At 59.1% G+C, this 20,291-nt stretch carries 22 protein-coding genes; 6 read left to right on the top strand and 16 right to left on the bottom strand.

What is annotated here, in order from left to right:
* Positions 1–7: 7 nt before the first annotated feature.
* The 9 genes from fabZ to VGL70_04855 all read right to left on the bottom strand — a co-directional run bounded on the left by fabZ (position 8) and on the right by VGL70_04855 (position 8,863).
* Positions 8–445: a 3-hydroxyacyl-ACP dehydratase FabZ gene (gene fabZ, locus VGL70_04895; protein ID HEY3302859.1), complete on the bottom strand. Its 438-nt coding sequence runs from the start codon at positions 443–445 to the stop codon at positions 8–10.
* 27 nt (positions 446–472) lie between these two features.
* On the bottom strand, positions 473–607 hold the full coding sequence (locus VGL70_04890; protein HEY3302858.1) for a hypothetical protein: 135 nt from the start codon (positions 605–607) through the stop codon (positions 473–475).
* 106 nt (positions 608–713) lie between these two features.
* The gene (locus VGL70_04885) at positions 714–1,244 is read right to left on the bottom strand and encodes an OmpH family outer membrane protein (protein HEY3302857.1); all 531 of its coding nucleotides are present in this window, start codon (positions 1,242–1,244) and stop codon (positions 714–716) included.
* Between the two features lie 37 nt (positions 1,245–1,281).
* Positions 1,282–3,765: an outer membrane protein assembly factor BamA gene (bamA, locus tag VGL70_04880; protein ID HEY3302856.1), complete on the bottom strand. Its 2,484-nt coding sequence runs from the start codon at positions 3,763–3,765 to the stop codon at positions 1,282–1,284.
* An 89-nt stretch (positions 3,766–3,854) separates the two neighbouring features.
* Positions 3,855–4,532 (bottom strand): ATP-binding cassette domain-containing protein, encoded by a 678-nt coding sequence (locus VGL70_04875; GenBank protein ID HEY3302855.1) that lies wholly within the window; start codon positions 4,530–4,532, stop codon positions 3,855–3,857.
* On the bottom strand, positions 4,525–5,772 hold the full coding sequence (locus VGL70_04870) for a lipoprotein-releasing ABC transporter permease subunit (GenBank protein HEY3302854.1): 1,248 nt from the start codon (positions 5,770–5,772) through the stop codon (positions 4,525–4,527). Before VGL70_04870 ends, VGL70_04875 begins: the two co-directional genes overlap by 8 nt.
* 19 nt (positions 5,773–5,791) lie before the next feature.
* Complete coding sequence (gene lysS, locus VGL70_04865; GenBank protein HEY3302853.1) at positions 5,792–7,273, bottom strand: lysine--tRNA ligase; 1,482 nt, start codon at positions 7,271–7,273, stop codon at positions 5,792–5,794.
* Between the two features lie 260 nt (positions 7,274–7,533).
* Positions 7,534–8,409 carry a methylenetetrahydrofolate reductase [NAD(P)H] gene (gene metF / locus VGL70_04860; protein HEY3302852.1) on the bottom strand — a complete coding sequence of 292 codons (876 nt, stop codon included), beginning with the start codon at positions 8,407–8,409 and terminating at the stop codon, positions 7,534–7,536.
* Between the two features lie 31 nt (positions 8,410–8,440).
* Positions 8,441–8,863 carry a group 1 truncated hemoglobin gene (locus tag VGL70_04855; GenBank protein ID HEY3302851.1) on the bottom strand — a complete coding sequence of 141 codons (423 nt, stop codon included), beginning with the start codon at positions 8,861–8,863 and terminating at the stop codon, positions 8,441–8,443.
* A gap of 195 nt (positions 8,864–9,058) precedes the next feature.
* On the opposite strand from VGL70_04855, the gene VGL70_04850 reads away from it, so the two are divergent.
* Positions 9,059–10,552, top strand: coding sequence for a VCBS repeat-containing protein (locus tag VGL70_04850; protein ID HEY3302850.1), 1,494 nt, complete (start codon positions 9,059–9,061; stop codon positions 10,550–10,552).
* Between the two features lie 4 nt (positions 10,553–10,556).
* On the opposite strand, the gene VGL70_04845 is transcribed toward VGL70_04850, so the two are convergent.
* From VGL70_04845 to VGL70_04815, 7 genes are read right to left on the bottom strand one after another with little or no spacing between them, the layout of a single operon-like run.
* Entirely contained in the window at positions 10,557–12,080 is a 1,524-nt protein-coding gene (locus VGL70_04845) for a sigma-70 family RNA polymerase sigma factor (GenBank protein HEY3302849.1), read from the bottom strand.
* A 22-nt stretch (positions 12,081–12,102) separates the two neighbouring features.
* On the bottom strand, positions 12,103–12,429 hold the full coding sequence (locus VGL70_04840) for an SUF system Fe-S cluster assembly protein (GenBank protein ID HEY3302848.1): 327 nt from the start codon (positions 12,427–12,429) through the stop codon (positions 12,103–12,105).
* A gap of 7 nt (positions 12,430–12,436) precedes the next feature.
* Entirely contained in the window at positions 12,437–12,880 is a 444-nt protein-coding gene (locus tag VGL70_04835) for an SUF system NifU family Fe-S cluster assembly protein (GenBank protein ID HEY3302847.1), read from the bottom strand.
* A complete protein-coding gene (locus VGL70_04830) occupies positions 12,880–14,145 on the bottom strand; it encodes a cysteine desulfurase (protein ID HEY3302846.1) in 1,266 nt (421 codons plus the stop codon). Before VGL70_04830 ends, VGL70_04835 begins: the two co-directional genes overlap by 1 nt.
* Positions 14,142–15,467 (bottom strand): Fe-S cluster assembly protein SufD, encoded by a 1,326-nt coding sequence (sufD, locus tag VGL70_04825; GenBank protein HEY3302845.1) that lies wholly within the window; start codon positions 15,465–15,467, stop codon positions 14,142–14,144. The genes VGL70_04830 and sufD overlap by 4 nt, the downstream gene beginning before the upstream one ends.
* 7 nt (positions 15,468–15,474) lie before the next feature.
* Positions 15,475–16,227, bottom strand: coding sequence for a Fe-S cluster assembly ATPase SufC (gene sufC, locus VGL70_04820; GenBank protein ID HEY3302844.1), 753 nt, complete (start codon positions 16,225–16,227; stop codon positions 15,475–15,477).
* A 25-nt stretch (positions 16,228–16,252) separates the two neighbouring features.
* A complete protein-coding gene (locus tag VGL70_04815; GenBank protein HEY3302843.1) occupies positions 16,253–16,732 on the bottom strand; it encodes an Rrf2 family transcriptional regulator in 480 nt (159 codons plus the stop codon).
* 100 nt (positions 16,733–16,832) lie between these two features.
* On the opposite strand from VGL70_04815, the gene def reads away from it, so the two are divergent.
* The 5 genes from def (at position 16,833) to VGL70_04790 (ending at position 20,259) form a co-directional block, all read left to right on the top strand.
* Positions 16,833–17,366 (top strand): peptide deformylase, encoded by a 534-nt coding sequence (def, locus tag VGL70_04810; protein HEY3302842.1) that lies wholly within the window; start codon positions 16,833–16,835, stop codon positions 17,364–17,366.
* A gap of 235 nt (positions 17,367–17,601) precedes the next feature.
* Positions 17,602–18,891, top strand: a complete 1,290-nt coding sequence (cofH, locus tag VGL70_04805; protein ID HEY3302841.1) for a 5-amino-6-(D-ribitylamino)uracil--L-tyrosine 4-hydroxyphenyl transferase CofH — start codon at positions 17,602–17,604, stop codon at positions 18,889–18,891.
* A 98-nt stretch (positions 18,892–18,989) separates the two neighbouring features.
* A complete protein-coding gene (locus VGL70_04800) occupies positions 18,990–19,598 on the top strand; it encodes a hypothetical protein (protein ID HEY3302840.1) in 609 nt (202 codons plus the stop codon).
* A gap of 75 nt (positions 19,599–19,673) precedes the next feature.
* On the top strand, positions 19,674–19,913 hold the full coding sequence (locus VGL70_04795) for a hypothetical protein (GenBank protein ID HEY3302839.1): 240 nt from the start codon (positions 19,674–19,676) through the stop codon (positions 19,911–19,913).
* A 1-nt stretch (position 19,914) separates the two neighbouring features.
* Positions 19,915–20,259 (top strand): type II toxin-antitoxin system PemK/MazF family toxin, encoded by a 345-nt coding sequence (locus VGL70_04790; GenBank protein HEY3302838.1) that lies wholly within the window; start codon positions 19,915–19,917, stop codon positions 20,257–20,259.
* Positions 20,260–20,291 lie beyond the last annotated feature (32 nt).

Raw genomic sequence — 20,291 nt, 5'->3', positions numbered from 1 at the left:
AAAGTTCCTAATCCCTGGGGACCTCCATGGCGGAAATCTCCGCCTGCGCGGCGATTTTTCCGTCCACCATCGCCACGCCCCTCATTTTCCAGAAAGAGCCGCGGCGCTTGAGGCGGGTCAATTCCAGCCGGAGCTGGTCGCCGGGTTCGACCGGCCGCTTGAATTTCACCTTATCCAGTCCGGTCAAAACAAAAAGCTTCTCCCCGTCGCTCCCGCCCCTGGAGACGTAGGCGAGGATCGCGGCGACCTGAGCCATCGCCTCGCAGATCAACACGCCGGGCATCACCGGCCGATCGGGAAAATGGCCTTGAAAGAACCCCTCGTTGGCCGTAACGTTTTTGAGGCCGACGATTCTCTCATCGCCTTCCACCTCGACGATCCGGTCGACCAAAAGAAAAGGATACCGGTGGGGAATCCGCTTAAAGATTTCTCTCACGTCGAGCATGGACTTGCTCCCCTTTTGCCCCTCAATTCAGGCGCCGCGGGCCAGCTCGATCTCCGACGAACGGAAAGGCTCGATGCCCGTTCGGAAAAAATCGGCGCCGGTTCGAATGCCGGCCAAGGACGACCGGTCGTAGACCGCCGCCGAGGCGAAGATCTTTGGCAAAAACTAAGTAAGGCCAGGTGATTTGAGGAAGGCGGGCTCCCGTCGTCACCGATCGATTTTCCGCCGACGAGATGGGCGAGCGTTGAAAGGACCTTACGAGCCGTGGTCACTTCCCCTTGACGGCTTTTGCGGGAGCCGCTGACCGGCTGTTATACAGCTCGACCACCTTGGCCGTGATGTCCACCGCCTGGTCGCTATAGAGAAGCTGGGAGCGTTCCAAAATCAGAGTGAACTTCTCGCTCTTTCCCACTTCGTTGACGATCGTCTCGAGCTCTTTCAAGATTTCCGCGGTCATCGCGCGCTCTTTTTGCTGCAACTCCTCCTGGGAATCGCGCATGTCCTGCTGATAGGTAACATATTTTCTTTGGAGATCTTTTTCCAGGTTCTTCCTGTCGTCGTCCTTGAGCAGCGGACCCTTCTTGTCCATATCGGCCTTTAATTTCTCCATTTCCTGCTTTTGCCGCAAGAGATCCGCTTCGATCTTTTTTACCTGGACCTGAAACTTCTCCCGCGCCTTTTTCCCCGTGCTCGACTCGCTGATCACGCGCTGAACGTCGATGAGGCCGATCTTGATCTGCTGCGCCCATGCGGGCAGGGCTAACAGGATTAACAAAACTACGCCGAATACCTTGTGCACGTAAGCCTCCGGATCGTGAGAATTGCAGACAGCCGGGCTATTGTTGACCGCCCAGCGCGAAACCTATGACGGAAGTGTCGTCGCCTCTTTGTTTGTTCAGAGGGAATCCGAGCTCCACCCGGAGAGGACCGAACGGAGACAGCCAGCGTCCGCCCACTCCGACCGACCTGCGCAGGTCGCTGAAGCGGAAAGCATCGAAGGCGTTTCCCATGTCGAAGAAAGCCACGCCGCGAAGCCCGTATTGCTCCATGATCGGAAAGGTCGTCTCGAAGTTGCCGACCACCAGCTTATCGCCGCCGACGATGACGGATTGAATATGGGGATCAGACCCGGTGCCGCAGCCGTCGTCCGGATTGCGATCGCCCCCCTTGGGTATTTTCCTGCAAACCACCCGCTTCTCATGAGGCGCTAAACTGCGATCCGTGAAGCCGCGCACCGAATTGATGCCGCCTGCGTAGTAGCGATCGAAGAACGGGAGACCGTCGCCGTTGGCGCCGCCGAGGCCGATGCCGTAGCCGAAAGTTCCGCCCACGGACAGAGTATAGTTGCCCCAGGTAGGACTCTTCAGCAGCGGGTAATAATACTTGCCGTTGACGTCGTTTTTGATGTACTGATTGTCCCCGCCCAAGCCGGCGAACTTAGACCCCATCCTGGAAGACCATCCCTCCGTGGGATGGAAGAAATGGTCCCGACTGTCGTAGCTCAGTGTCGGGCCGATGCTGCTGGTCCAGGTCTTCTCCTTGGCATCGGCAAACGGGTCGCGCGCGGTGAATAATTTACCGTTTTCATCTCTAACCGGAACTCCGGTGAGCACTCTGTCTTCGGATTGGAAATCTCCCAACCTGCTCTGGATCAATTCGTAACCGATCCCGACCTTGGTAAAGTCCAGAAAGGAGTGCGGCTGATCGTAGGTCAAATCGTCTTCCGGGCGCCGCGACAGGCCGAGGAATGGGATATTCATGCGCCTGAGCGGATAGCTCGTGTCGATGTCGAAGCCGGTCCGCCGCACCGAGAAATCGCTGTAGTCGCGTTGGCTGTTGAAGGCCTCGACCCCGAGACTGAGCGGCGTATCGAGAAGATAGGGTTCTTTGAAGCCCAGGACAAAATCCTGCCGCCTCGTTCCCAGATCGGCGTTTAGATTCACCGCTTGGCCGCGGCCGAAAAGGTTTTTTTCCTGAATGCCGGCGTTAAAAACAAACGCGTCGCCGCTGCTATACCCCGCGCCCACGCTGAAAGTCCCGGTCGGCGCTTCTTTCACGTCGACCAACAGATCGACGGCATCGGGCTGGTCGGTCTTTTTCGTCGACAACTGGACATCCTCGAAGTAGCCCGTTCGCTGCAGCGCGCTGCGGCTTTGCTTGACCTTGTTGGAGGAATAGAGCTCCTGCTCGGCGGGGACGACCGCCCGCCGCACCACCTTGTCGCGCGTCTTGTTGTTTCCCGAAACCAAGACGTGATTGAAGTAAACCGGCGGCCCCTTGGTGACCACCAGCGCGATATCGACGTTTTTCTCTTTGGGATTGATCTTCGTGACGGGGTCCACCTGAGCGAACGCGAAGCCTTTGTCGGCATAGGTATCGGTGAGATTCGAGATGTCCTGGCGCAAGCGGCTGCCGCGAAAGATCTGACCCTGGGTCAACTGCATCTTTTTGAGCAAGAGCTTGGGATCTTCCACCATATCGCCGCCGACCTCGACCTTGCCGACCCGATACTGCTCTCCCTCGTCGATCCGAATCACGATTTCGATCCCCTGCCGATTGCGCAAAATCACCGGATCGGCAATCTTATGATTGATAAAGCCATGGTCGTAGTAATGCGACGCCAGGATGGCCATGTCGTTGGAGAGCGAGTCGTGGTCGAGGACTCCGCGGTTGGTGATGAACGAGAGGAACCACTCTTCCTTGGTGCCCATCAGTCCTTTGAGATCTTTTTCCGAGAATGAGCGATTTCCCTGGAAGGAGATCCGCTTCACCAAGAGGCGGTTCCCTTCCTCGATATCCACAGAGACAACGGCCTGGTTGTTTTCCGCGCTGGTCACGGTGTAATCGACGCTCGCGTTAACGTAGCCCTGTTCGCTGTAGAGCTTTTTGACCTTGCCGATGCCTTCGACGATCTTGTCCCGGTCCAGAATAGTGCGCGGCGCGATGCCAAAAGCCGTTTCGACCTTCTCCTTCGATATTTGGGAATTGCCCTGAATTTTTACCTCGTTGACGTAAGGTTTCTCTTTGACCGAATACGTGAGCACGGCCTCGGGTGACAGCTCGGCCTGGACATCGTCGAAGAAACCCATCCGGTAGATCGATTTCACGTCTTTTTCCACGACCGTAGGATCGAAGGCCTCCCCGGCGCGCGCTTGCAGGTGAAGCCGAACGCCTTCTTCTTCGACGCGAATATTGCCCTGGATTTTGACTTCCTTCAGCGTAACCGATTGGGCATGAACAACTGGAGAGAAAAAGAACGGCAGAGAAACCGCGAGCGCGATGGCGATTGGCAGCTTAAGGTTACACACGGTTGAAATCATCGACCGAGTCCGCTTACAGGGAGACCTTGCCAAAACGGCCTTTTTGTAACAAATCCGCCAACTTTTGTAAAGCTAAATATCGGCTTTTCTCACACCGGGAAAAGGCGCCCCTCCCGGAGCTCCATTTGCCGCCCGATCCTTTCCGCGAAGCCGCGATTGTGGGTGGCGACGATAAGGGCTATTCGAGATTCCTGGTTCAAGCGGAAAAGCAGATCCTGGACCTCCGCGCCGGTGCGCGCGTCCAGATCTCCGGTCGGTTCGTCCGCCAGAATCAATTTCGGCTCCAGGATCACCGACCGCGCCACCGCGACCCGCTGCTGCTCGCCGCCCGAGAGCTTTCCCGGCCGGTGACTCACCCGCTCCTTGAGCCCGACCGTTTCCAATAGCCGCTGCGCCGCCGGTTCGGCCTTTTCCCAATCCCAACCTTGAATCAAGGCGGGCAGCATAACGTTTTCCAAGGCGTTGAAGTCCGGCAGCAGGTAGTGGAATTGAAAAACGAAACCGACGTCGCGGTTGCGAAACGCGGCCAACTGATCCTCGTCCATGGCGAACAGCTCCTTCTCGCGGTAGAGCACCTGGCCCCGGGTCGGCCGATCGAGCGTGCCGAGGATATGCAGCAGCGTGCTCTTGCCTACGCCCGACTCGCCGACGATCGCCAGCCGCTCGCCCTCCTCCAGGTCGAGGTCGAGGCCGCTCAAGACGCGGATCTCCGCGCTCGTGTCCTGAAACGACTTCCACAGGTCGCGCACACGGAGAAGATTACTCATAACGGATGATCTCGACCGGGTCCAATTTCGCCGCCTGGCGCGCCGGGTAGATGCTCGCCAGCAGGCAGATGGCAAAGGATGCTGCGGCCACGAGGATAAAGTTGCTGAAGTAAATACGCACGGGGACCGTTTCCATGAGGAACACGTCGGGGAGCTTGATAAAGTGATATTCCTGAATCAACAGGCAGAGGCCATACCCGATGGCCAAGCCCAGCGAGGTGCCCATGCCGCCGATCACGCAGCCTTTGATGAGAAAAATATTCCGCATGCTCTTCCGGCTTGCGCCCATCGATTGCAGGATGGCGATGTCTCTGCGCTTCTCCATCACCACCATGATCAAGGTGGAGATGATGTTGAAGGCGCCGACCAGAATCATCAGCAGCAGGACCAGGAAGTAGACGGTTTTTTCCAGCCGGAGCGCGGAGAACAGACCCGGCCAGCGCCGTGACCAATCCTCCGCCCAGTAAGGAGGTCCGAGTTTCAGTTGGATGCGCGTGGCCACGTCCAGGGATTGATAGACGTTCTGCACCCGGACGTCGATGCTCGTCACGGCGTCTCCCAGCTCGAAGAAGCGCTGGGCGTCGGCGAGGTTCATATACATCAGCGTCGCGTCGTACTCCTGCATGCCCGACTTGAATACCGCGACCACGACGAAGCGCCGTATCTTCGGTATCATTCCCATGACCGAAGGCGTGCCCAGGGGCGAGACCACCTGGATCGGATCTCCGACGCGGACACCCAATTGTCCCGCCAGGCGGTAACCCAGGATCACGCCCGGGAGCGACACCGCACGTCCTTCGCTCTCGATCGGCTGCGGTTTCTTGAGATCCGAAAGCTTTCCTTGCTCGAGCGACTGCTCGATATCGACCACCCGGTTGGCGAGGTCGGGATCGACGCCGCGCACGACGACGCCCGAAACGCGGTTCCCGGAGGTCACCATGACCTGGCCGAAGACCGCTGGCGCCGCGGCGACGACGCCCCGCTCGCCCGCGATCTTGTCGAGGAGGCCCTGGTATCCCGTCAGAGTGTCGCCGGGCTTGATCACCGCCACGTGCGCGTTGATGCCGAGCAGCCGGTCGCGCAGCGTCTCTTCGAAGCCGGTCATCACCGCCATCACGACGATGAGAGTCATCACGCCGAGCATCACGCCCAAAATTGAAATGACCGTGATCAGAGAGATAAAGGTTTCGCGCCGGCGGCCGCGAAGATAACGCAGGCCGATGAAGAGTTCATATTTCATAAGTTTGGTTAAAGATTCTTCAGCGCTCCGGCCGCAGCAATGGGAATAGAATGACGTCGCGGATCGAGGGAGAAGCCGTGAAGAGCATCACCAGCCGGTCGATGCCGATCCCTTCTCCCGCCGCCGGCGGCATGCCGTATTCCAGCGCGCGTACGTAATCCTCGTCGAAGGCATGCGCCTCGTCGTCGCCCGCTTTGCGCGCCGCCGCCTGCTTTTCGAACCGCTCGCGCTGATCGGCCGGATCGTTCAGCTCGGAAAAAGCGTTGGCCAGCTCGCGCCCGCCGATGTAGAGCTCGAAGCGATCGACCAGCGCCGGGTTCTGCTCGCTCTTTCGCGCCAGAGGAGAAACCTCGAGCGGATACCCCATGATGAAGGTCGGCTGGATCAACTGCGGCTCGACCAACTTTTCGAAGACGTCGACGAGGAGCTTGCCGTAAGGCAGACCCGGCTCGAGCTTCAACCCTTTGCCTTGAGCCAGAGCTCTGAGCCCGGCGGCGTCGGCCAAAGCGTGCCGCTCCGCCCCGCCGTACTCCGCGATCGAATCGACGAGCGACAACCGGCGCCAGGGGGTCTTGAGGCCGATCTCATGCTCGCCGTAACTTATTTTAAGCGCCCCGACGACCTCTTTCGCTATGGTCGTGAACAAGTCCTCGGTGAGCGCCATGAGATCGTCGTAGGTCGCATAGGCTTGATAGAATTCGAGCATGGTGAATTCCGGGTTGTGGCGCACCGAGACGCCTTCGTTGCGAAAATTCCGGTTGAGCTCGAAGACCCGCTCCAGGCCACCGACCAGGAGGCGCTTGAGGAACAGCTCCGGAGCGACCCTGAGATAGAGCTCCATATTGAGCGCGTTGTGATGGGTGACGAACGGCCGGGCCGCCGCGCCGCCTGGAATGGACTGCATCATCGGCGTCTCGACCTCGAGGAAGTCCCGCTCTTCGAAGAACCTGCGGATGATGCGGATAATCTGCGAGCGTCTCTGGAACAACTCTTTCACTTCGCGGTTGACCATGAGATCCACGTAGCGCTGGCGATAGCGCGCTTCCACGTCCGCGAGGCCGTGCCATTTTTCCGGCAGCGGCCGCAGGCATTTCGCGAGCAAGCGGATCCCCTTGGCCTCGATCGTCAGCTCCTTGGTCTTGGTGCGGAACAGGCGTCCCCACACGCCGACGATATCGCCCATGTCGAACTGCTCGAAAAGCCGGTAGCCCTCGTCGCCGACGCGGTCGCGACGCACGTAAACCTGGAGCCGCCCCTTGCGGTCCTGAATATGAAAGAACGACGCTTTGCCGAACGAGCGGATCCCCATGATCCGTCCGGCGACGGAGAATTCGGTTGCGAGAGCGGCGAGTCGGTCTTCCGGCAAGGCGCCGTGCGCGGCTATGATATCCGCGGTCAGATGATTGGGCTTGAAGTCGTTGGGGTACGGCGCGTGTCCCGAGTCCATGAGCTTCTGGAGCTTCTCCCGCCGCACTGCCATCTGTTCGGTCGTCTCGTCCATCCTGGTTCTTTCAGTCTTGAGTCCGCAAAATATTTCACCACCTTACTATCGCGGAATCATGAATTCAATTGAGGCCTGGGTTGGGTAGCGGTTCAGTTTGATAAAATTTCGTAGGGGCGACCCCCCGTGGTCGCCCGAAAAAGAAGGGCAGGCACAGGGGCCTGCCCCTACATAGAAATGTTGTTGAATTCAAATTGAACCTAGTTGGTTTGCCGGCCCGGAGAGAGGCTCACGGGCGGGCAGATCGCTTTTAGGCGTTCTCAGCGGCCTGATGAAAGGTTTAGGTTGGCGAAGATGGCTTTGATCGAGCGCGACTTGTTCAACGAATAGAAATGGATTCCCGGCGCGCCGAAAGCGAGCAGCCCGGCGCATTGCTCGGTGGCGTAATCGATTCCTAATTTCGCCGCCGCCTCTTCGTCGTTCTCCACCTCGGCCAGCCGGTGTTCGAGCCGCGGCGGAATTTTGGCGCCGCACAGGGCCGTGAAACGGCGCACCTGAGGGACGGAAAGAATCGGCAGCATGCCCGGGACGACCGGCACCCGCACCCCGAGCCGTCTCACGTCCTCGACGAACCTGTAGTAGGCGTCGTTGTCGAAAAATAGTTGCGTGATGACGACGTCGGCGCCGGCGTCCACTTTGGCCTTGAGATATTTGAGATCGGAGTCTCGGCTATCGGCGCGCGGGTGGACTTCTGGAAAGCCTGCGACGGCGATGGAAAAGCAGCCGCGAGAAACCGCCTCTCTCACCAACTCGATCGAGTGATGGTAGCCGTCCGGATGCGGCTTCCAGTCCGGCGTCCCCTGAGGCGGATCGCCGGAGAGCGCGATGATGTTCTCGATGCGGTTTTCCTTCAGCCGGGTCAAGATCGAGCGCACTTCATCCTGCGACTGGCCGACGACGGTCAGATGGCACATCACCTCGAGGCCGCACTCGCGGTGGATCCGGTCCACGAGATCGACGGTTCGGCTTCGCGTGCTGCCGCCGGCGCCGTACGTGACCGAGCAAAAGGCGGGATGGAGACTTTTGAGAACGGAGATCTCGGCGAAGAGGTTCTCGTCGCCTTTTTCTGTCTTCGGCGGAAAAAACTCGATGGAGAAAATCGGCCCCGGACGGGCGTATATCTCTCTCAGCTTCAACGCGGCAATCTCGACGGGTCGGACACGGCTTTCATACGCCCTTGTGAGATGCTTCGGATTTCTTCCGCGCCTCGACGGGATCGCAATCGGAGCCGGAATCCGACGTGATGAGCTTGCGCAAGCTCTCGTTGTGTTGCAACCACGCTTCGCGGATCGCTTGCGGCACCTTAAAATCCTCCAGCGTTTCTTTGAGAATCTGCATCCGGCGCGCGAATTGCCCGCCCATGATGGGATGCTTCGCGTGCGCGTGATCCAGCGGCCTTCCCTGATATCGGATGTCCGCGCCCAGAAACTCGGCGGTCAACTGATATTCCAGCTCTTTAATTCTTGTTTTATCGGCGTTGCGGAAAAAAAAGCCGATCATTCGATCGGCAAAGACCCGGTCGATGAATACGTCGATGATCTCTCTCAGCTTCCGCTCGCCGCCGATCTGTTCATAAAGCGTTTGTGACATGACCGGACTCGGATTTCTCACGATACACTCACGGTTTGGCAAATTCAATTCAGCCTGAAGCGGCGCCGACGGCTCAGCCGACGCCATCGGATTTGAGCGGGCCATTGAACCAAAGTCCGGTCTCGTATAAAGTGTCGTTAATTTTGTCCGGACGGCGGGCGTTCTCCCGTCCGTTTCTCGGTTCCAGGGGGTAGGATGAAACGTATCGCAATACAGCACGACGGCAGCGCTCTCCGCCGCTCTTTTGCCGCAGTCGCGTTTATCTTGCTCACCGCCGGCGTCGGCTTTGCGCAACCGGTTTCCTTCGAAAAGAGCAAAAACTTTACCGTCGGGGCTAATCCGGTCTTCGTCGTGACGGGCGATTTCAACGAAGACGGCGAGATCGATCTGGCCGTGGTCAACAATGCCAGCGAGAAAGTTGCCATCCTTTTAGGCGACGGCGATCCCGCCACTCTAGGATTTACCAAACCTCCTCCCTTGCCCGTCGGCAATAGCCCGCTGGGCGCGGCGGTCGGCGATTTTAACAACGACGGGCACCTCGATCTGGCGATCGCCAACTTTCGCGGCGACACCGTATCCATTCGTTTGGGAATTGGCGATGGAACATTTACCTCCGTCCTTCCCAACCTTTCCCCAGGCAATGGTCCGATCTTTATCGCCATCGGACATTTCAATGGCGATTCGAACCTGGACCTGGCCGTCGCGAATCACACTAGCGGCAACGTCGCTATCTTATTGGGCAATGGAGATGGAACTTTTACGGAAGCTTCAGGATCCCCGATTACCGTCGGCAATCAGCCGGTCTCGATCGCGGTCGCAGATTTCAGCAGCCCCCCCGATGGAAATCTGGATCTCGCGATAACGAACTTTGCCGGCAAAACCGTTTCGATTCTTTTGGGCGACGGGAGCGGCAATTTTACTCCTTCAGACTGTAGAACCGATGAATCTAAGTGCACCGTGTCAGGCCAGCCGGTATCAATCGTCACGGGAGATTTTAATGGAGACGGTCTACCGGACTTGGCTACGGCCAACGAGCTGGGGAAAAATGTCAACGTTCTGTTACGCAATCCGGACGTAGACGTACTTGTCAAGGGTCTTTTTGCCGAAGCAAGACGCTTCAGTCTTGGGGATGGAGTGCCCGTCTCTCTAACGACCGCGGATTTCAACGGCGACGGCGCCCTCGACCTCGCAGCGGCGCATTTTCCCGACAACCGGCTTTCCGTTCTTTTGGGCAACGGCGACGGCACGTTCGGCCACCGCAAATCCTTCTCCACGGCAGGGGGTCAGTTCGCCATCACAACCGACGATTTTGATGGCGACACGAAACCCGACCTGGCGGTGGCGAACGGCAAGCTCTCCATCCTGCTCAACGACACCGAGTTCCCAGGCCCCAGCCCGTCCATCACGGTGATCTCACCTGACGGCGGTGAGAGCTGGCCCATAGGCACCTCGCAAACAATCACCTGGAGTTCCAACGATATCACCACTATAAAGAACCACAATGTGCAGATCTATCTTTCCCGCGACAGCGGGGCGACCTGGAAAAGCATTATCAAGAGCACGCCGAATGACGGCTCACAAATTTGGAAAGTAAAGGGGCCGGCAAAGACAACGGTCAGGATCAAGGTGTGCAGCGTGAATTTTCCCGCGATCTGCGACACCAGCGACGCCGACTTCACTATTAATTGAGACGTCAGTTCTTCAACGCCCGGCTGGGCGAGCGCAGGCGGCGGAGCGCCGTCGCTTCGATCTGGCGGATGCGCTCGCGCGTGACGGAAAATTTGTCGCCCAGCTCCTCCAGCGTGTAGTCGCGCGCCTCGCCGACGCCGAAGCGCATCCGAATGACCTTTTCCTGCCGGGGCGGCAGGGTCGCCAGCGCCTTGCGGATCTGCGCGTGCAGGTGCGCGTCCATCGCCTGGTCTACCGGCTTCGGCGAGTGCCGGTCTTCGACCAGGTCTTCGAGGCGGCTTTCGCCGTCGTCTCCGATCGGCGTGTTGAGCGAGACCGGCTCGCCCACGAGTCCCAGCATCCGCTTGACCTCCTCGAGCTCGAGACCCATCTCGGCCGCGATCTCATCCGGGCGCGGCTCGCGTCCGAGCTTGCGCAGTAAGTAATGGACGGTGCGCAGCAGCCGGTTTCTGTCCTCGATCACGTGGACCGGAAGACGAATCGTCCGCGCCGAGTTATGAATGTCGCGGGTGATCGACTGGCGAATCCACCAGGTTGCATAGGTGGAAAAACGGTAGCCGAGCCGGTAATCGAATTTTTCCACCGCCCGCATCAGCCCGATGTTGCCTTCCTGAACCATGTCGAGGAACGGAAGCCCGCGGTTGGCGTACTTCTTGGCGATCGTGATCACCAGCCTGAGATTCGATTCGGTCAGGACCTTTTTTGCGTGATTCGCCTTCGCTTCCCCCTCGCGGATCGTCGCCGCCTTCTGCTTGAGCGCGGCGGACGGCATCTCCGTTTCTTGTTCGATCCTGCCGATCTCGGCGAGAATATTTTTTCGCTCGTTGCCTTTCGCTCGCGCCAGCTTCGACTCCAGCTCGACGAGCCGGTCGTGTGATTTCTTGAGCCGGTCGGCCAGCTCTTCGACAAACGATTTTCCCAGGCGAAGCTCTTTCAGCGCCGCCAGGACCTCGCCGTTTTTCTTCTGCAGCAGCGCTTCCAAGCGTCTTCGTCTCCTCTGCGCGAGCCGCTTCCTCGACAGCTCCCGCACGACGCGCTCGCGCGCCCGGGCAAGCGGGCGCAGCTTTTTGACCGCCTTCATAAACTGCTTCTCCGCGTGGCCGCCAGCAACCGGCGCTTCTCCCGCTTCGTCGTTCAGAAGCAGCTCCGAAACGCCGACCTGGCCGGCTTGCACTTGCTTGGATCTTGCGAGAACGGTGCTGAGCGCGGCCGGAGAAGATAGCGCGGCCTCCCAAACCTTCTGCTCCCCCTGTTCGATCTCCTTCGCCAACGAGACTTCCTGTTCGCGCGTCAGGAGGGGCACGGAGCCGATCTCGCGCAGATAAAGTGCGATGGGGTCGCTGCTCTTCTGCACGCCCTCGAGATCCGCCTCGGCCTCCTCTTTTTCTTCCGGCTCGGCTTCGTCCGCAGCCAGCAAATCGCCGGCCTCTTCCAATTCATCCATGTCGGCCGGCTCGGCCGGCTCGATCGGGGTCGTTTCCGCCGGCGTCTTTTCGTCGTTTTCTCCCGCTGGAAAATCGCGTTCCATTGTTCCCCCTTCCATCATCCGATCACAACATTCCAAGCTGCAGCCGCGCGGCCTCGGACATGCGGCTCGGGTCCCAGGGCGGCTCCCAGACGACGTCCACGGAAACGTCGGTCACGCCGGGGATCTCTTTCACTCTCGCCTGCACTTCCCCAGGCAGCGATTGCGCCGCGGGACAATTCGGCGAGGTGAGCGTCATGCGGATCGCCACGGCGCCGGACGGTTCTACTTTAACCTCGTAGATCAGGCCGAGCTCATAAATATTCACCGGTATCTCCGGGTCGAAGCAATTACGCAGGGCCTCGATCACCTCGGCCTCGATCACCACGGGATTGGGAGACGCTTCAGCCATAAACTACTCATTCCGTCGAAACGGCTTCGTCCTTTCCTTGCAGGGCGGCGGCCAACGCGTGCCACGCCAAGGTCGCGCATTTAACGCGCGTAGGAAATTCGCACACGCCGGAAAAAACCACGAGCTTGCCCATATCGGCTTCCGACGATTCCTTTCCGGTGACGAGGTCGCGGAAACGCTTGAACAACGCCTCCACTTCCGCCACGGTTTTGCCTTTGAGACTCTCGGTCATGACGGACGCGGACGCCTTGGAGATCGCGCAGCCCGAGCCCTCGAAACTCACGTCCTTCACCCGGCCGTCTTCGAGGCGAGCGTAGATTTTGACTTTGTCGCCGCACAGCGGATTGTACCCTTCCGCGGTCCGGTTTGCGTCCTCCAGCTTTTTGAAGTTCCGCGGCCGCTTGTTGTGGTCGAGAATCAGCTCTTGATATAAATCGCGCAGATCGGACATCAGATAAACACCTCCCGAACCCTGTGCATCGCCGCGGCCAGCGCGTCGATCTCTTCCTTGGTATTGTAAAACGCCAGCGACGCCCGCGCCGTGGCCGGAACGCCGAAGCGCTCCATGATCGGCATTGCGCAGTGGTGTCCCGTGCGAATGGCGACTCCTTCCTGGTCCAGAATCGTGCCAACGTCGTGGGCGTGCACGCCTTCCATAACAAAGGATATCACAGCGGCCTTCTCTTTCGCCGTCCCGATAATCTTCACGCCTTCGATTTCCGAGACCCTTGCCGTCGCGTAGGCCAGCAGATCCTTTTCATAGCTCGCGATGGCCGCGAGTCCGATCCCCTCGACATAGTCGATCGCGGCGCCCAAGCCGATCGCGCCGGCGATATGCGGCGTGCCGGCTTCGAACTTGTAAGGCAGCGCGTTGTAGGTCGTCTTTTCAAACGTTACCGCGAGGATCATGTCGCCGCCGCCTTGGTACGGCGGCATTTTTTCGAGCAGATGCCTCTTGGCGTAGAGCACGCCCATTCCCGTCGGTCCGAAAACCTTGTGACTGGAAAAGACGTAGAAGTCCGCGTCCAGCTCGCGCACGTCGATCTTCGTGTGCGGCGCGGCTTGCGCCCCGTCGATCAACACCGAAATATTTCGGCGGTGGGCAACCTCGATCAATCGCCGAATCGGATTCACCGTGCCGAGGGCGTTCGACACGTGAGCCACGGCCACGAGCCTTGTTTTCGCCGTGAGCAGCCGCTCGTACTCCTCCACCAGCAGCTCGCCGTCGTCGTTGATCGGCGCCACGCGCAGGCGCGCGCCCTTCTCCTCGCAGAGAAGCTGCCACGGGACGATGTTGGAATGATGCTCCATGGCGCTAATGACGATCTCGTCGCCCGCGCCGAGATTGGCCCGGCCGTAACTCTGCGCCACGAGGTTGATGCCTTCGGTGCTGCCGCGGACGAAAATAATCTCCCTGACATCGGCGGCGTTGATGAAGCGCTGGACTTTCCGGCGCGCGCCTTCGTAGGCTTCGGTCGCCCGCTCGCTCAATTGGTGCAGCCCGCGGTGGACGTTCGCATTGTCCGTCCTATAATAGCGGCTCACCGCGTCGATCACGACTTCGGGCTTCTGCGTCGTCGCCGCGTTGTCCAGGTAAACCAGCGGCCTGCCATGGACCCGCTGCTTTAATATGGGAAAGTCCTCTCTGATCCTGGCCACGTCCAACGAGACGTCGCGCCCGCCCCAGGACGGCGCCGGTTTAAGCTCTGCCTTCATAGCCTGCCTTTGTCGGTGGAAAGCAAATCGATTTTTTCCGTTAGCAATTTTTCGATCCAGCGCGCAATCGGAGCACTCTTGATCCGCCCGGTGATGTCGGCGGCAAACCCTCGGGTCAAAAGCCCGATCGCCGCTTTCGGGTCGATGCCGCGCGCGCGCAGATAGAAAAGGGCGTCTTCGTCGAGCTGTCCGATGGTCGAGCCGTGGCTGCACTTCACGTCGTTGTTGTAGATCTCCAACTGCGGCTTGGTGTCGATCCAGGCCTCTTCGGACAAGAGCAAGTTCTTGTTCGTCTGGCGGGCGTCGGTCTTCTCGGCCGTCTTATGGACGTAGATCTTGCCGTTAAAGACGCCGCGCGATTTTCCGCCCATGATGCCTTTGTACAGCTCGCGGCTCGCGCACTGCGGCTTCACGTGGTCGATGCGGGTGTGGTTGTCGATGTGCTGCTGCGCGTAGGTCAGGTAAAGTCCGTTGAGCGTGCAGTCGCCGCCTTCTCCGTCCAACGCCGCGTTGACGTCGTTCCTCGCCAGCGCGCCGCCGAGCGCGATCGAATGGGAAGTGAAATTGGCGGCGCGGTCGAGTTGGGCTTGATGCGTCGCGACGTGAAAAGCTTTTTCGCTCTCCAACTGTACTTTGTAATGGTCGAGCGCTGCGCCTTCCCCGACGGCGATCTCGGTCACGGCGTTGCTAAAATAGACCGTCCGGTCAAAGCTCAGGTAGCTTTCCAACACCGTCGCCTGGCTGCCTTTCTCTAATACGATCAGGCTCCTCGGATGATTCGCCGTCGCTTCGTCCGCCGCCGTCGAAATAAACAAAAAATGAATCGGCGCTAGGACGACCGCCCTCTCCGGCACGAACAGCAAAGCGCCGTCGTCCATGAGCGCGGTATTAAGCGCCACGAAGCTATGATCCTGATAATCTGCGTGGCGCGCCCAGTGAGGCTCCACCTTCTCCCGGCAATCGCTCATCGCCGCCGCCAAGCTGGACGCGACCACTCCGCTCGGCAGCTTTCCAAGACGGGAAAGCTTCACGGAAAAATGGCCGTTGACGAAGACGAGGCGATTATCCGCGGCCTCTCCGAGTTCGTCGATCTGCTTGCCGCCGACGCCATTTTCGCCGCCGGGCGCGAAGGGAATCTTTACGATGGGCGCGACGCTCGTGTACTTCCATTCCTCGTCGCGCGTCGTCGGGAAGCCGAGCGCGGCGAAACGCGCGATCGCCGCTCGTCGAACCTCGTCGCCCCACGATCCGGCGCGGGGCTTTTGGCGCTCGCGATCGGCGAACCGCGCCAGATAAAATTCTTTGGCTTCTGCGGGATTCATTATTATTTTAGGGGATCACCGGTCCCTCGGTCCAGGCATAACCCTTCTCTTCCAGCTCCAACGCCAGCCCCTTGCCGCCCGATTTCACGATGCGGCCTTCGGAGAGGACGTGAACGTGGTCGGGGACGATGTAATTTAGCAGCCTCTGATAATGCGTGATGACGATCACCGCACGCTCTTTGCTTCTGAGCGCGTTGACGCCGCCGGCCACGACCTTCAGCGCGTCGATGTCGAGGCCGGAGTCCGTCTCGTCGAGGATCGCCAGCTTGGGCTCGAGCAGCGCCATTTGAAATACCTCGTTGCGCTTTTTCTCGCCGCCGGAGAAGCCCTCGTTGATCGCCCGGTTGAGCAGGCTCTGATCCATATCAACGATCTTCATCTTCTCCTTGACGAGCGCGAGAAAATCCATCGCGTCGAGCTCGGGAAACCCGCGATGCTTGCGAATCGAGTTGAGCGCGGCCTTGAGAAAATAGGTCGTATTGACGCCGGGAATTTCGACGGGATACTGAAATGCTAGAAAGATGCCTGCGCGCGCGCGCTCCTCGGGCGGCATCTGGAACAGATCTTTGCCCTCATAAATAATTTCGCCCTGGGTGACCTCGTAGCCCTCCCGGCCGGCGAGAATGTGCGCCAGCGTGCTTTTGCCCGAGCCGTTCGGCCCCATGACCGCGTGGACCTCGCCCGCTTTCACGGCGAGATCGATGCCGCGCAGGATTTCGTTGCCGTCGGCCTTCGCGTGCAGATTTTTGATCGTCAGCATTCCGGATGTCTCCCCCCAACCGAATTCACACCCGTAGAGCCGAGAGCCGCCGCGTGAGCCCTTGCGGTTCCGCGATATCGCCGATGGAAACTTTCCCGAGGTAGTCCGCCACTAGATTCTGGACGTTTTCCCACACGGACCGCTGCGTGCACACCCCGCAATACGAGCAGTATTTCTCTCCTTTGTCCAGACATTCCATCAGAGTGAGCGGCCGCTCCACCGTCTCGTAAACCTCTTTGATCGTGATCGCCTCGGGCGACCGCGCGAGACTGAAGCCCCCCTTCGAGCCGATGTGCGACCGCACCAGCCCTCCGGCCACCAGATCCTTCATGATTTTGGAAAGATAGTACGAGGGAATCGCCTGTTTTTCCTCGATCTCTACCCGGCTGATTATTTTTCCCGGCGGCTGTCCGGCAAGATAAGAAAGGGCGCGCACCGCGTAATCGACCCGCCGGCCCACGTTCATCAGCGAACTGCGCTCAGCTCTGCGACTTTCGCCTCGCATCAAATCTCCTTTTTCAATATAGACTTACAAGGTCCATTTTGTCAATACTTTGGCGTCAATTTCATTCAAAATTCTTCCTACCGTGTGATAATGGAGGTGCATGTCGCTCCTCAAAGTAGCCCGCCTGGGACATCCCGTGTTGCGCGCAGCCACGCGCCCTGTGCCGATGGATCAGATCGCTTCGGCTGACGTGCAGAAACTGGTCGATGACATGATAGCGACGATGTGGGAATACAACGGCGTCGGCCTGGCCGCCAACCAGGTCCACGAGGCGATGCGGCTAGCGGTTTTGGAAGTCGCCGATAACCCGCGCTATCCCGACAAGCCCTCTGTGCCGCTCTCGGTTTTGTTCAATCCGGAGATCGAGCCGCTTGCCGAGGAAATGGAAGAGGACTGGGAAGGCTGTCTCAGCGTGCCGGACTTTCGCGGCAAAGTGCCGCGTTATAAAAACATCCGCGTCCGCGCGCTCGATCGCCGCGGCGCGAACCTGGACTTCGTCGCCAGCGGTTTTCACGCGCGGGTCATTCAACACGAATGGGACCACCTAAACGGCAAGGTCTACCTCGACCGCATGCGCAACCTATCCACGCTGACTCACCTCCAAGAATTCGCCCGCTACTGGGCGGAAAAATAACCCGCGAAGATTAAAGTCCCGGTAGAGCAATCAGGTCACCGCCCGCGCGTGAGTTTCTCGAAGGGCCGATGCGTGAGACGAGGAGCATCATGCGTCCTCCAGAGGTTCTCTTTAGAAATCTCGTGCCGCGTACCACAGACGTATCGCATCGGCCCGGAGAGAGACCCGCGGGCGGGCGGTGGCAATTAACCACCGCCTCATTGTCTTTCTTATGACGAATGGATACATTGCCTTCATGACGTTCACGCACCTGAAAACTTCTCTCGAGTCGATGTTGTCCGGCGCACGGCCGGAGATCGCCCGCATTCTCGACGGCGCATTGGCGGGCGAGGACATCTGCGTCGAAGACGCCACGCGGCTCTTCGACGCCTCCGGCGGCGACCTCCTGGTCATCGTCGCCGTCGCGGATTACTTACGGGAACAGACCGTCGGCGACGTGGTCACCTACGTCGTCAACCGCAACATCAACTTCACCAACGTTTGCGTCAAGGCTTGTGGCTTCTGCGCCTTCAGCCGCGGCCACCTCGCGGAAGAAGGATATTTTTTGCCCGTCGAAGAAGTCATCCGGCGCGCGCACGAAGCCTGGGATCTGGGCGCCAGCGAAGTCTGCGTGCAGGCGGGACTCGCGCCGGGCATGGACGGTTGGCACTACGTGAAGCTCTGCCGCGCACTGAAAGAAACTCTTCCCGATCTCCACATCCATGGATTCTCTCCGGAGGAAGTGCTCTACGGATCGACTTTGACCGGCGCCGGCGTGCGCGGATATCTCGCCGCGCTGAAAGAGGCGGGAGTCGGCAGCCTGCCCGGCACTTCGGCGGAAATTCTCGACGATGAAGTGCGCGAGAAAATTTCCCCTGGCCGCATCGCGACGGCGGCGTGGATCGAATTGATCGAGACCGCCCACGAGCTCGGCATCCCCACCACCTCGACGATCATGTACGGCCACGTCGAAACGTCGCGCCAGAAGGCGGCCCACTTGGGAATCTTGCGCGACATTCAAAAGCGCACCGGCGGCATCACGGAGTTCGTGCCGCTGAGCTTCGTCTATGAAGAAGCGCCGATGCACCATCGCAAGCGCATTCCGGAGCTGCGCGCGGGCCCGAGCGGCGCGGAGATCATGAAGATGTACGCCGTGTCGCGCATCATGCTGAACAACTGGATTCCCAACTTGCAGGTCTCCTGGGTGAAGGAGGGACCCAAGCTCTCGCAGATCGCGCTCATGGCCGGCGCCAACGACTTCGGCGGCACGCTGATCAACGAAAGCATCTCTACGGCCGCCGGCGCGGCGCACGGCCAGTTGATGAAGCCCGCCCAATTTCGCGGCTTGATTCGCGAGATGGGGAGGATTCCCGGCGAGCGCTCCACCACTTATAAGCGCGTCAAACTCTTCGACGGCGAGGAAAACGCTCTCGATCCCCTCGACCGGGTGGAAGATCCACAGGAAAGATTCGGCTCGTACCGGGATCTCATCCGCTTGAAAGACTACCGCTTTAGGGATTTCTACCGTTCGCAGAAGCAGAGTTGAAATCGGAATTCAGGAGTCAGGAGCCAGTAGTCGGAAGATGTCGCCCCTGCCATTCCGCAATTCTGGATTCTGAATTCTGGCTCCTGCATTCCTCCTCCATGCACGGCGATCCATCCCACTTCGAGGCCATCGGCAGCCGGCTCGGCTTTCGCGTCGCTACGGACGGGCCGACGAAATTCGTTCTCGTGTGGCAAGGCGCGCGCTTTCCGGCCTTCCTTTGCTTGGGCATCGCGATCGCGTTGCTGTTCATTTCGGTCCCGATCGTCGAGGCGCTGCGCCAGCGCGGTTTTGAAGGTCCGGCGGCGTCGCTGTGGTATTTCCCTTTGATGAATCTCATTCTCCTGGGAATCGCGGCGTTTCTGCTCTCGATTAAGCGAACGATCGTCTTCGACCGGCGCGAGCGAAAAATAAACTTGGTAAAGCGCAGCATTTTTCGCACTCAGCGCTTCTCTGCGGATTATGACGAGGTCATTGCGCTCAGGCTCGGGACCGACCAGGTCTACAGCGGGTTCGCGCTGGCCGGCTCGACTGCAGCGGAAACGTACGCGGTTCCCTCGCTACGTTTAATTATAAAAGGAGACAAAACCGTGCTCCTCGATCGCGGAGGAATGAAAAAACTCGAGAGCCTCGGAGCGCGGCTCAGCGCATTGGTTGAAAAACCTCTGGAATCGGAGAAGCAACCAAAATTCCTCCGCCCAGAGTCTTGACGCCTTTCACGATCGTTGCTTTTTAATTGTGCTTCTATTATAAAATTGCTAGGGACTTTTATTATAGGAGGCATTATGGGAGCGATAGCTGTTTCTAAGAAGGAGGAAGATCAGATCGAGAAGCTTCGGAAGGAGCTCGGCATAACCAGCAAGTCCGGGTTGATCCGGGTGGCGCTGAAGACGCTGGAGAAGAAGGCTCACGAAGAAAAGCTGCGGCGCGAGATCCAAGAGTCCGTGGGCCGGTGTGCCGCTGCCGACAAGCTTGAGAACCGGGAGCTTTTCTTTGCCGCAGTTGCCCGCCGCACTAGAGAGTAAAATGAAGATCGTTCGCGGACACTTATATGTCATTGATTTTAATCCCCGCGTACGAACCAAACCCGGCAAGCTCCGCCCTGCTGTAGTCGTTCAATCCGACATCGTAAATGAGGCGGGATATCCCTCGACTATAGTCATTCCTACAACGACACGGCTGGTGAATGATCCGGGCATCCTAAGACTGCGCATCAAGAAAGGAGAAGGCGGGCTCGCACAGGAAAGCGATCTCCTGTTGGCTCAACTCATCGCCGTCGCCAACGAATCGTTCCGGCGGGAAATTGGCGTATTGCCGAATTCCTTGGTGGAAGAACTCGACCGGCGGATTCGCGTTATCTTAAGTCTTTAACTTGTCTAGTGCAATCGGCAGGGACGAAGTGG

It is taken from the genome of Candidatus Binatia bacterium (assembly GCA_036504975.1).
Lineage (GTDB): Bacteria > Desulfobacterota > Binatia > UBA9968 > UBA9968 > JAJPJQ01.
This window is presented reverse-complemented; position numbering and strand designations above follow the sequence as displayed.

Excerpts from the sequence above, each read along its gene's own strand:
- VGL70_04795 (HEY3302839.1), top strand. The coding sequence starts at position 19,674 with ATGGGAGCGATAGCTGTTTCTAAGAAGGAGGAAGATCAGATCGAGAAG.
- VGL70_04870 (HEY3302854.1), bottom strand. The coding sequence starts at position 5,772 with ATGAAATATGAACTCTTCATCGGCCTGCGTTATCTTCGCGGCCGCCGG.
- VGL70_04875 (HEY3302855.1), bottom strand. The coding sequence starts at position 4,532 with ATGAGTAATCTTCTCCGTGTGCGCGACCTGTGGAAGTCGTTTCAGGAC.
- VGL70_04800 (HEY3302840.1), top strand. The coding sequence starts at position 18,990 with ATGCACGGCGATCCATCCCACTTCGAGGCCATCGGCAGCCGGCTCGGC.
- sufD (HEY3302845.1), bottom strand. The coding sequence starts at position 15,467 with ATGAATCCCGCAGAAGCCAAAGAATTTTATCTGGCGCGGTTCGCCGAT.
- fabZ (HEY3302859.1), bottom strand. The coding sequence starts at position 445 with ATGCTCGACGTGAGAGAAATCTTTAAGCGGATTCCCCACCGGTATCCT.
- VGL70_04855 (HEY3302851.1), bottom strand. The coding sequence starts at position 8,863 with ATGTCACAAACGCTTTATGAACAGATCGGCGGCGAGCGGAAGCTGAGA.
- VGL70_04850 (HEY3302850.1), top strand. The coding sequence starts at position 9,059 with ATGAAACGTATCGCAATACAGCACGACGGCAGCGCTCTCCGCCGCTCT.
- bamA (HEY3302856.1), bottom strand. The coding sequence starts at position 3,765 with ATGATTTCAACCGTGTGTAACCTTAAGCTGCCAATCGCCATCGCGCTC.
- lysS (HEY3302853.1), bottom strand. The coding sequence starts at position 7,273 with ATGGACGAGACGACCGAACAGATGGCAGTGCGGCGGGAGAAGCTCCAG.
- VGL70_04845 (HEY3302849.1), bottom strand. The coding sequence starts at position 12,080 with ATGGAACGCGATTTTCCAGCGGGAGAAAACGACGAAAAGACGCCGGCG.
- VGL70_04790 (HEY3302838.1), top strand. The coding sequence starts at position 19,915 with ATGAAGATCGTTCGCGGACACTTATATGTCATTGATTTTAATCCCCGC.
- def (HEY3302842.1), top strand. The coding sequence starts at position 16,833 with ATGTCGCTCCTCAAAGTAGCCCGCCTGGGACATCCCGTGTTGCGCGCA.
- sufC (HEY3302844.1), bottom strand. The coding sequence starts at position 16,227 with ATGCTGACGATCAAAAATCTGCACGCGAAGGCCGACGGCAACGAAATC.
- VGL70_04840 (HEY3302848.1), bottom strand. The coding sequence starts at position 12,429 with ATGGCTGAAGCGTCTCCCAATCCCGTGGTGATCGAGGCCGAGGTGATC.
- VGL70_04815 (HEY3302843.1), bottom strand. The coding sequence starts at position 16,732 with ATGCGAGGCGAAAGTCGCAGAGCTGAGCGCAGTTCGCTGATGAACGTG.
- cofH (HEY3302841.1), top strand. The coding sequence starts at position 17,602 with ATGACGTTCACGCACCTGAAAACTTCTCTCGAGTCGATGTTGTCCGGC.
- VGL70_04830 (HEY3302846.1), bottom strand. The coding sequence starts at position 14,145 with ATGAAGGCAGAGCTTAAACCGGCGCCGTCCTGGGGCGGGCGCGACGTC.
- VGL70_04835 (HEY3302847.1), bottom strand. The coding sequence starts at position 12,880 with ATGTCCGATCTGCGCGATTTATATCAAGAGCTGATTCTCGACCACAAC.